Source organism: Anaerosporobacter sp., from assembly GCF_965301125.1.
This window is the reverse complement of sequence record NZ_CBDLAM010000144.1, coordinates 1-10,243: the sequence shown is the minus strand read 5'-3', so window position 1 is coordinate 10,243 and position 10,243 is coordinate 1. Positions and strand designations below refer to the sequence as shown.

Sequence of the window (10,243 nt, the reverse complement as noted above, 5' to 3'; positions counted from 1 at the left end):
TCTATCCTTACAATTTAGTCGTAAGGCATCACTAATCATAATCTATGTGTTGTTTGGAATAAGTACTGGATTAGGTTTGTATTTGGCATATATGTCGGATCTTGTTATATTTTTGATTGGTGGACTTTGTTTTGTATGTGGCGTTCTTTACACATATGGTCCAGTACCAATCTCTAGAATGCCTTTAGGTGAAGTTATCTCAGGATTGTTTTATGGTTTATTAATACCGTTTATCATCTTGTATCTAAATACTCCGAAGGGTACATTCTTAACCTTTGATTTGAATATCCAGTCTGTTTCTATGGAACTTATGATTTGGCCAATCGTGTCATTGTTATTATTTGCGATTATTCCTTTTTCTACAACAGCAAATATTATGTTGGCTAACAATATATGTGACTTGGAAAAAGATATTCTTGTTAAAAGACATACGTTACCATACTATATAGGGAAAAAGGCGATGTCACTCTTTGTTTGTTTATACTATTTGACTTATGTAGCGACTATTGCAATGGTAGCGACAGGTATATTAGCACCTATTTGTTTGTTATCTTTACTCACCATATTTATCGTGCAAAAGAATATCAAAGAGTTTAAGAAAAAACAAGATAAAGCAACAACGTTTATTTTAGCTATAAAAAATTATGTGATTATCATGGGTTCTAATACGCTATTGATTTTTATTAGTACTTTATTTAGATAGATAGCTTCAATTTGGCACAAGAAAGGCAATGGTTTAAAATGAAGTTTTTTAAGAAAACAGATATGATTATTATCGGAGTAATTTTAGTTTTTGCTGTTATAGTGGCGGTTCTTTATCAAACTAAATTTTCAAAACAGCCAGCAGTGGCCGAAATTTATTACTATTCAGAGTTAGTTGAAACAGTTAGGTTAGATGAAAAAGTGGATAAGACGTTTTCGATTCCGCAAAATAGCCATGTAGTTTTCCACTTACATGAAGATGGAACTCTACAATTTGAAGAATCCGATTGCCCTGATAAGGTTTGTATCAATACAGGAGAGATAGGTATGGTTGGAGAAAGCGCTGCTTGTTTACCTAATGGAATTGTAGTAAAAATCGTTCAAAAATCAGGACGAACAAAGGATACTGTTGATATTATAGTTGGAAAATAGAAAGGTCTATTATGGACAACAAGTTATATGAAGATCAGGCAACACGAAATTTAAGAAACACGCGAAGGCTAGTTTTGACTGGATTATTATTTGCTATTGCTATGGTACTTTCTATTGTTGAAAGTTCCTTACCGCCTATTTTGGTGGGAGTTCCAGGAGTAAAGATGGGGCTTTCTAACATTGCAGTTATGTACGCATTGTTTTTCTTAAATAAACGGCAGGCATACACCATTGCTATCTTAAAAGCAGGATTTGTATTTCTCACAAGAGGAGCTGTGGCAAGTCTATTAAGCTTATGTGGAGGAATACTATCCCTTACTATTATGATAATCTTAATGGTTATCTTTAAGAAAAGGATTTCTTACTTAATTTTAAGTATTTTTGGCGCAGTTTTTCATAATATAGGACAGCTAGTTGCCATCTCCTTTATCTTTACATCAATCTATATATGGGCTTACCTTCCGGTCCTATTGTTTAGTGGGATTTTGGCAGGTATTGCAACATCAATATTACTTAAGTTTATTCTACCAGCTCTTCAAAGAGTTGGTTTGAAATAAAAAATAAATCATAATGGAGGATTTTATGAGAAAAAAAATAGCTTTATTACTTAGTTTAGCGTTAGTTCTTTCAATAGCTACTGCATGTGGTAAAAAAGAAGCAAAACAAGAGGAAACACAACAAGTTGAAACACAACAAGAGGAAACACAACAAGGTACAGCAAAAACAGGTCTTGCAGTAATTACTTCAACTGCAAAATCAACAGATGCTACTGCAGATGCAGAAGGTTTAGCTCAAGTTGATTCAACAGTTGTTGCAGTTTTAGTTGATGAAGATGGTAAAATTTTAGATTGCGCTATTGATGCTGCACAAACTCAAATCAATTTCTCAGCTGATGGAAAAATCACTACAGATTTAGCTACAGAGTTCCAATCTAAACAAGAATTAGGAACAAATTATGGTTTAGGTGATTCATCAAGCATCGGTAAAGAATGGAATGAACAAGTAGATGCATTTGCTGACTACGTTGTTGGTAAAACTGTAGATGAAGTGAAAGGAATTGCATTAACAGAAGGTGTACCTTCAGATGCAGATTTAACATCTTCAGTTACTATTCGTGTAGGAGATTTCATTAGTGGTGTTGAAAAAGCTGTTAATAACGCTAAAAGCTTAGGTGCTAATGCTGATGATAAACTTGGTCTTGGTGTAACAACTAACATTGCAAAATCTACAGATGCTGGTGAAGCAGATGGTGTAGCACAAGCATACTCTAACTATTCAGCAGTTACAACTGATAAAGATGGTAAAATCACAAGCTGTGTAATCGACGCTTCTCAAAGCGATGTAAACTTCTCAGCTACTGGTGCAATTACTTCTGACTTAACAGTTGCACCACAGACAAAACAAGAAATTGGAACTGGTTATGGATTAGCTGATAAATCAGGAATCGGTAAAGAGTGGTTTGAACAAGTAGACGCTCTTGCTCAATATGTTGCTGGTAAAACAGTAGATGAAGTGAAAGGTATTGCAATTACAGAAGAAGGCGTACCTACTGATTCTGATTTATCAAGTTCTGTAACAATCAAAATTGGTGATTATACAACAGTTATTGACAAAGCTGTAGCAAATGCTAGATAATATATTTATCATTTGGGTACATTAAGGGAGGTAGTAATACTACCTCCCTATTTTAAAGAGGTAATAAAATTGAAAAAGAGAATATTAGCAATAATACTAATGGTCGCTACAATTGCTATCAATCTTTCAGCATGTAGCTTTACTAAAGAGAAACGCTATGAAGCAGAATTTTTGCTTCTCTTTGATACGGTAACTCAGATTGTCGGATACGCCGATAGCAAAGAGGAATTTTCAGAATATACGCAGTTGATTTATGATAATTTGAAGGAATATCATGAACTTTTTGATATTTATAACGATTATGAAGGATTAAATAATATAAAGACAATTAATGATAATGCAGGAATCAAGCCAGTTAAAGTGGATAAAAGAATTATAGATTTATTACAGTTTTCTAAAGATGCCTATGAATTAACGGATGGTAAGGTTAATATTGCTTTTGGGGCAGTATTAGAAGTTTGGCATGATTACCGAGATAAGGGGTTAGAAAACCCAGAAACTGCAGCTTTACCGCCAATGGACGTATTAGTAGAGAAAGTAAAACATACCGACATTGATAAAGTGATTATTAATGAAGAAGATTCTACAGTATATCTTGAAGATCCAGAGATGGCACTTGATGTTGGAGCTATTGCAAAGGGCTATGCTACTGAGATGGTAAGTGATATTGCAGTTGAACATGGATATACCAATGGAATGATTAGTGTAGGCGGTAATGTTCGAACGGTAGGTGGAAAAGGAGACAGCAAGGAAGATTGGAAGGTTGGTATCCAGAATCCTGACATGGAGGCTGATAAGAAAGAGCTGTATATTCTGAATTTTAAAGATGATTCACTTGTTACAAGCGGTGATTATCAAAGATATTATACAGTAGATGGTAAACAGTATCATCATATAATTGACCCAGATACCTTAATGCCATCTGATTATTTTACAGCTGTAACCATACTGTGTAAAGATTCTGGAATGGCTGATGCGCTGTCTACAGCCGTATTTAATATGCCTTATGAAGAAGGAAAGGAATTCGTTGAGAGTTTACCAGATACCGAAGCATTATGGGTTTTTAAAGATGGTGACATCAAGTATAGTACAGGTTTTGAAGATTATATTGCGAAATAATATAAATAATTATTATGTGAAATGGCCCCTGTGGGTTAGACACTTATTAAAAGAGTGCCTAGCCTACAGGGTTATTTTTATTGAGAAAAAAGTATTACATAACACTATTGACAGTTTATTTGGTTTGTTGTATATTACTTAAGTTAGATGATACTAATCGCTTGGATGCAAACACATGCAACTCGAACTATTACAATATAAAAGGAGATAAATTATGAAAATTAAAAAGTTAAGTATTATAATTATGATGTTAACAGCCTTAACGTTGGTTGGTTGTTCCACAGGTTCTTCAGATTCACAAAAAGGAGAAAACAGTGTGAAAGAAACCAATGAATCTTCAACTGATACAAACAACAGTCAGGTAGAAGATAGTGCAGATACAACATATCCAATTACGATTCAACACGCTTTTGGTGAAACAGTAATTGAAGAAAAACCTAATAATATTGTAAGTATTGCTTGGGGAAATCAAGATGTTCCACTTGCACTTGGGGTTGTACCTGTAGGGGTATCTCAAGCAAATTATGGTGTAGCTGAGGGAGAGAATCTCTTACCATGGACAGCAGATAAATTTACTGAATTAGGCGTTGATTCTCCTAATGTTTTTAAAGATACAGCTGGATTAGATTATGAAGCAATTAGTGATGCAAAACCAGATATTATCTTAGCAGCCTATTCTGGAATTACGCAAGAAGAGTATGATCTATTAAGCCAAATTGCACCAGTAGTTGCATATCCTACAGCTGCTTGGCAGACAGCATGGAGAGATCAGATTTTAGTGAATTCCAAAGGGATAGGAATGGAAACTGAGGGAAAAGAGTTAGTAGCAAGTTTGGAGAAATTAATTAGTGATAAGACAGCAGAATATCCTGGGTTACAAGGTAAAACAGCAGCGTTCTTTTACTTTAATCCATCTGATTTAGGAAAGTTCTATGTATATTTACCAGCAGATCCAAGAGCGGCTTACTTAACAGATTTAGGTCTCGAGTTCCCTGAAGCAGTATCAAAAATGGGCGAAGAAAATAATAGCTTTACGGTAGAACTAAGTGCAGAAAATGCAGATTTATTAAATGAAATTGATGTAATCGTAGCATATGGAAATGAGGATTTATTAAAGGCTTTACAGTCAGATTCACTTCTTAGTACTGTGCCAGCGATTAAAAACGGTGCAGTAGCATTAATTGAAGATGGAACACCTCTTGCAGCTTCTGGAACACCAAGTGCACTTTCTATTCCTGCTACTATAGATGATTATCTAAAAATATTAGGAGAGACAGCGGATAAAGTAAAATGATGCGTAATAAAAAAATAGTTATAATAACAGGGAGTATAATTTGCTTATTACTTGCAATATTGGCATCCTTAGTTTTTGGCGCAAGATTTATAGATATAGAAGAGGTTTTTAGTGCGCTAAAGAACCTAGATGATGGATCCTTTCAGACACTTGTTGTTAGAGAACGAATTCCAAGAACTGTTTTTTGTATACTAGCTGGAGGCTCCCTTGGAGTCTCCGGTTCGCTTATGCAGGCAGTTACAAGAAATCCAATTGCAGATCCAAGTATCCTTGGCGTAAATACAGGGGCAGCGCTATTCGTTGTCAGCGGAATGGCTTTTTTTAATATTAGTACAGCTGGTGAATACATCTGGTTTGCCCTTGCAGGAGCGGCAATTACAGCTATTTTTGTATATGGAATTGGTTCTATGGGTGCAGGCGGTGCTACACCAATTAAGTTGGCACTTGCTGGAGCTGCTACAAGCGCTGCATTATCTTCCTTGGTAAGTGCAATTGTTTTACCAAGAGAGAATGTTATGAATTCCTATCGTTTTTGGCAGGTAGGAAGTGTCAGTGGTGCTACATGGGAAGGAATCGCTACAGTATTACCATTTCTCGGTGTTGGCTTATTAATTGGATTAATTGCTGCACCAGCATTAAATGCAATGGCACTTGGAGATAATATGGCAGTTGGTTTAGGAGTTCGTACAGGAATGGTTCGTGTCTTTGCCGCTTTGGCAGGAGTTTTGCTTTGTGGAGCAACAACAGCACTAGCAGGACCAATCGGATTTGTGGGGCTAATGGTGCCTCATATTGTTCGCTTGCTTTGTGGACCAGATTTAAGATTTATCATTCCTATGTCTGCTGTTGGAGGAGCTGTTTTACTTACCGTCGCTGATGTTATTGGACGTCTGATTGGCTATCCGGGAGAATTAGAAGCGGGTATTGTTACGGCGTTTATAGGAGCACCAATTCTTGTGTTTATCGCTATGAGAGAGAAGGTGAGCTCTATATGATAAAAGAAAGTAAAGTTCATAATGAGATTTTGATTTCCACAGGATATTCTAAAAGGAGAAAACGAAGGATTGTAGTCTGTCTAATACTTAGCTGTATCACTTTGATTTTGATGGCTTGTATGTTGATGCTTGGTAATACGTTTTATCCTATTGATACAATTCTAAAAGTTCTCATGGGTGAAGAAATAAAAGGAGCTTCTTTTGCAATTAATACCATACGTTTACCTAGAATGCTTGCCGCAGTACTTTCGGGGATTGCATTTGGAATGGCGGGCAATGCGTTTCAAACGATGTTAAGAAATCCTTTAGCCAGCCCTGATATTATTGGAGTAACTTCAGGTTCTAGTGTGGCTGCTGTATTTTGCATTTTAGTCCTACACTTAAGTGGTAGTGTAGTCTCCATTGCTTCTGTTATATGTGGACTTGTTATAGCAGCTGTGATTTACGTACTTTCCAAAGGGGGAAGTTTTTCTGGTGGTAGGCTGATCCTAATCGGAATAGGTGTGCAGGCTATGTTACAAGCAGTAATATCTTATATGTTGCTAAAAGCCTCACAGTATGATGTGCCAGGAGCAATGCGCTGGTTAAGTGGAAGTTTAAATGGAATGCAGATGAATAAGATAGCTCCATTGTTTTTTGTTGTCTGTATAGCTGGTACGATGCTAGTGATTTTTAGTGAGCATCTAAAAATATTGGAGCTTGGAGAACAATCTGCTATTACACTTGGCTTGAAAACAGATCAGACTAGAGTGCTTATGGTAATAAGCGCAGTGTGCTTAATTGCGTTTGCAACAGCAGTTACTGGACCGATTTCTTTCGTAGCTTTCTTATCAGGGCCTATAGCTAAAAAAATCGTAGGTCATGGTAATTCCAGTGCAATATGTTCTGGGTTAGTTGGTGCAATATTAGTTCTAGGAGCAGATTTGATTGGACAATATGCTTTTAGCACGAGATATACAGTAGGTGTTATAACAGGAATTCTTGGTGCACCATATCTAATCTTTTTATTAATTCAAATGAACAAAAGGGGGGAATCTGCATGATGCAGACACCAACATTAAAAGCGAGCAAATTGACAGCCGGATATGAGAAGAAGATTATTTTAGAAGGAGTGGACATTGAAATCCCAAAGAATCAGGTAAGCGTAATTATCGGTGCCAATGCCTGTGGAAAATCCACACTCTTAAAAACATTAGCTAGGCTGATTAAGCCAGAAGAAGGTGTGGTGACCTTAGACGGAAAGAAAATTAGAAGTATGCCTCCTAAAGAACTAGCAAAAATACTTGGATTACTTCCCCAATCTCCAGTGGTACCGGAAGGGATCACGGTGTTTGACTTAATATCTAGAGGAAGATTTCCTTATCAAACCTTATTAAAGGGAATGGGGAAAAAGGATTTTGAAGCGGTAGAGGAAGCACTATCTATTATGGGTATATCAGATCTTGCTAATCGTAGTGTTGATGAGCTATCAGGTGGACAACGCCAAAGAGTTTGGATTGCTATGGCACTTGCACAGCAAACTGATATTTTATTATTAGATGAACCTACCACTTATTTAGACATCACTTATCAAATAGAAATCTTAGATTTATTAACGGATTTGAATAAGAGAAGAAATACAACGATTGTCATGGTTCTTCATGATATTAATCTATCTGCACGCTATGCAGACTATATATTTGCTGTGAAAAAAGGAAATTTGATTGCCCAGGGAGCTCCAAAAGATATTATTACGAAAGATTTAATTAAAGATGTTTTTGACCTTGATTGTGTTGTCATAGAAGATCCTATATCAGGTTCTCCTTTTATTGTTCCAAAGGGAAGACACTTTGTGATGAGTAATGCGTGATGAGTGCAAAACTCTTTATACGTGTTCATAGCTTCTTAGCTGTCGTACTATGACACGAAACACGCTACACAGCTAAGTACTTCTATGTGTGTACGTTAGGTTTTCATGTGGTACGGAACCGCCTTCGATTCGGCATCCTGCCTCAGCTCAGGCTTGCTCAGCTTCCTTGCCTCGCATTCCTAGGTTACTTAGTACACACTAAGAAGTACTGTAGCTGTTTCGCTATTGTTTCTTAGTCATAGTACGGCAGCTAAGAAGCAGGGCTACGTTATTTTGAGTTTTGCTTTTTACTTTCTCGATACACAAGTACAGGATAGTTTGTAAATTCATGTACTTGTGTTTTTTTTATTTGAATGTAAAACTCTATTTATGTTTTCATAGCTTCTTAGTTGATGTACTATGATACGAAACACTCTGCATCTATGTAGCAAAAGCTTTTTTTACTTTAGCGATAATGTTGTTTATGATGGAAGTTTAAAGAAAGGTGATGTATAATGTATTTATAATTACACAACACCTTTCAATTATAGAGTTTGGGTGAAGTTTTCCTTATTTATATAATTGGCAAGTTAGGTATAAGGAGATAAAATGAACGGATTTCTTTTATTAATTCCATTTATACTGATAAGATTCGGACTTTTAACCATCTTAAACAAGGAAGGTCTAAAACGTGCGGCTTTTTTCGCTCCGTTGATTGGAAAAGAAAAAGTAGTGTACTTGTTTTATCAGATTTCAAACATTCTTATTTTTGTATATCTATTCTTTCTTGAGATTAGAACTGACCAGTATTGGTTTTATGTGGGTTTAGTTACATATGGATTAGGAGTCTTGCTGTGTTTTGCTTCCGTATCAAATTTTGCAAAACCTGCGGAGAATGGCATCAATCTTAAAGGATTATACCGGATTTCTCGTAATCCGATGTATGTGGCATATTTTATTTATTTTTTAGGATGTGTACTGCTTACTCGGTCGTTGCTACTACTTGCAATATTAATAGTCTTTCAAATATCAGCACATTGGATTATCCTGTCTGAAGAAAGATGGTGCATAAAGAAATTTGGGGAAGAGTACAAAAATTATATGGATAAAGTAAGGCGCTATATTTAGGCGCCTATCTTTAAAATATTTAAATGAGCAGTAAAAGAAGTTCACAAATCGCTATTCAGTACATCAAACAATAAAATAGAATATATGAATGTTATCAAAGCATCCTTGAGGCTATGGACTAGCTGTGAGGGTGTTTTTTATATTAATCCTAAAGTACGTAATATGTATACCCACATGGTAAGGGTAACAGATGATAAGAGAGTTGCAGTTACTACAACACTTGATGTTAGGACGGCATCATTATGCATATTTTTAGCCATTATGTAGCAGGTTACTGTGGTTGGTGAGGCAAGCATTACTAAGATGGCTACCATTTCAGTGTTTCTAAATCCAAAGAGATATGCAATTGGGAGGAACAATGTAGGTAGAAGGATTAATTTTATGAATGTTGCAAGTATTGTTGGTTTGATTTTGCTTATGGCTTTCTTTCCTTCAAAGGTTGCACCTACAACAAGTAACGCAAGTGGAGTTGCAGTAGCAGCAACGTTGTTGACTGTTTTTAGTAGCATTTCAGGGATAGGAATCTCTAATAGTGCTACAATTAGTGCTGCAAATATTGCTATAATAATTGGATTTTTAGCTACATTAGTACACGCTGTTTTAATCTTACTACTATCTTTCGTAGGCTCGTTAGAATTGAAAGTTAAAATGATGACAGAGAAGATATTATATAGTGGAACAGATGCTACAATCATCATTGGTGCCATGCCAGAGCTACCGTAGATATTTTGTACGAATGCAATACCAAGAACTGCGCTACTACCTCGTACGCTTGCTTGTACGAAAGCACCTACCATGGATTTGTCTTTCATGAAAAGAGCAGTTAATAACCAAGTGGTTAGAAACATAATTGTAGTTGTAAGCATACAGAATAATACGAAAGACAAGTTAAATGTTTCTTTGATATTTGCGGTGGCGATATCTTTAAAAAGTAAACATGGAAGTGCAATTTTAAATACGAATTTATCTGCAGAAGAGGCAAATTCTTTGGTTAACATATTTCTTTTCATAAGAATCCAGCCTAATAAAATAACAAGAAAGATAGGAACAGTGGCATTCAAGCTAAAAATAAAATTGTTCATTGGTACCTCCGGAGTAATAATATGATAT

At 35.8% G+C, this 10,243-nt stretch carries 11 protein-coding genes; 10 read left to right on the top strand and 1 reads right to left on the bottom strand.

Features of this window, described 5'->3' with window-relative positions; all coding sequences use genetic code 11:
* The 10 genes from ACW2QF_RS14365 to ACW2QF_RS14320 all read left to right on the top strand — a co-directional run.
* Positions 1 to 703 (top strand): UbiA family prenyltransferase (locus ACW2QF_RS14365; RefSeq protein ID WP_455716697.1); only part of this gene is annotated, 703 nt, incomplete at its 5' end.
* A 38-nt stretch (positions 704 to 741) separates the two neighbouring features.
* Positions 742 to 1,134, top strand: coding sequence for a NusG domain II-containing protein (locus ACW2QF_RS14360; protein ID WP_455716696.1), 393 nt, complete (start codon positions 742 to 744; stop codon positions 1,132 to 1,134).
* A gap of 11 nt (positions 1,135 to 1,145) precedes the next feature.
* Positions 1,146 to 1,691, top strand: coding sequence for a Gx transporter family protein (locus ACW2QF_RS14355; RefSeq protein WP_455716695.1), 546 nt, complete (start codon positions 1,146 to 1,148; stop codon positions 1,689 to 1,691).
* Positions 1,692 to 1,716: 25 nt separating this feature from the next.
* The gene (locus ACW2QF_RS14350) at positions 1,717 to 2,769 is read left to right on the top strand and encodes a hypothetical protein (RefSeq protein WP_455716694.1); all 1,053 of its coding nucleotides are present in this window, start codon (positions 1,717 to 1,719) and stop codon (positions 2,767 to 2,769) included.
* 69 nt (positions 2,770 to 2,838) lie between these two features.
* On the top strand, positions 2,839 to 3,888 hold the full coding sequence (locus tag ACW2QF_RS14345) for an FAD:protein FMN transferase (RefSeq protein WP_455716693.1): 1,050 nt from the start codon (positions 2,839 to 2,841) through the stop codon (positions 3,886 to 3,888).
* 214 nt (positions 3,889 to 4,102) lie between these two features.
* On the top strand, positions 4,103 to 5,182 hold the full coding sequence (locus ACW2QF_RS14340; protein WP_455716692.1) for an iron-siderophore ABC transporter substrate-binding protein: 1,080 nt from the start codon (positions 4,103 to 4,105) through the stop codon (positions 5,180 to 5,182).
* Positions 5,179 to 6,177: a FecCD family ABC transporter permease gene (locus ACW2QF_RS14335; protein ID WP_455716691.1), complete on the top strand. Its 999-nt coding sequence runs from the start codon at positions 5,179 to 5,181 to the stop codon at positions 6,175 to 6,177. The genes ACW2QF_RS14340 and ACW2QF_RS14335 overlap by 4 nt, the downstream gene beginning before the upstream one ends.
* Entirely contained in the window at positions 6,174 to 7,220 is a 1,047-nt protein-coding gene (locus ACW2QF_RS14330; RefSeq protein WP_455716690.1) for a FecCD family ABC transporter permease, read from the top strand. The genes ACW2QF_RS14335 and ACW2QF_RS14330 overlap by 4 nt, the downstream gene beginning before the upstream one ends.
* Positions 7,217 to 8,026 carry an ABC transporter ATP-binding protein gene (locus tag ACW2QF_RS14325; protein WP_455716689.1) on the top strand — a complete coding sequence of 270 codons (810 nt, stop codon included), beginning with the start codon at positions 7,217 to 7,219 and terminating at the stop codon, positions 8,024 to 8,026. The genes ACW2QF_RS14330 and ACW2QF_RS14325 overlap by 4 nt, the downstream gene beginning before the upstream one ends.
* Before the next feature lie 588 nt (positions 8,027 to 8,614).
* A complete protein-coding gene (locus tag ACW2QF_RS14320; protein ID WP_455716688.1) occupies positions 8,615 to 9,133 on the top strand; it encodes a methyltransferase family protein in 519 nt (172 codons plus the stop codon).
* Between the two features lie 137 nt (positions 9,134 to 9,270).
* On the opposite strand, the gene ACW2QF_RS14315 is transcribed toward ACW2QF_RS14320, so the two are convergent.
* Positions 9,271 to 10,243, bottom strand: a 973-nt coding sequence (locus tag ACW2QF_RS14315; protein WP_455716687.1) for an AEC family transporter, incomplete at its 5' end; no start/stop codon positions are given.

Coding starts and splice junctions, on each gene's coding strand:
- ACW2QF_RS14340 (WP_455716692.1), top strand. CDS start 4,103: ATGAAAATTAAAAAGTTAAGTATTATAATTATGATGTTAACAGCCTTA.
- ACW2QF_RS14355 (WP_455716695.1), top strand. CDS start 1,146: ATGGACAACAAGTTATATGAAGATCAGGCAACACGAAATTTAAGAAAC.
- ACW2QF_RS14360 (WP_455716696.1), top strand. CDS start 742: ATGAAGTTTTTTAAGAAAACAGATATGATTATTATCGGAGTAATTTTA.
- ACW2QF_RS14325 (WP_455716689.1), top strand. CDS start 7,217: ATGATGCAGACACCAACATTAAAAGCGAGCAAATTGACAGCCGGATAT.
- ACW2QF_RS14350 (WP_455716694.1), top strand. CDS start 1,717: ATGAGAAAAAAAATAGCTTTATTACTTAGTTTAGCGTTAGTTCTTTCA.
- ACW2QF_RS14330 (WP_455716690.1), top strand. CDS start 6,174: ATGATAAAAGAAAGTAAAGTTCATAATGAGATTTTGATTTCCACAGGA.
- ACW2QF_RS14320 (WP_455716688.1), top strand. CDS start 8,615: ATGAACGGATTTCTTTTATTAATTCCATTTATACTGATAAGATTCGGA.
- ACW2QF_RS14335 (WP_455716691.1), top strand. CDS start 5,179: ATGATGCGTAATAAAAAAATAGTTATAATAACAGGGAGTATAATTTGC.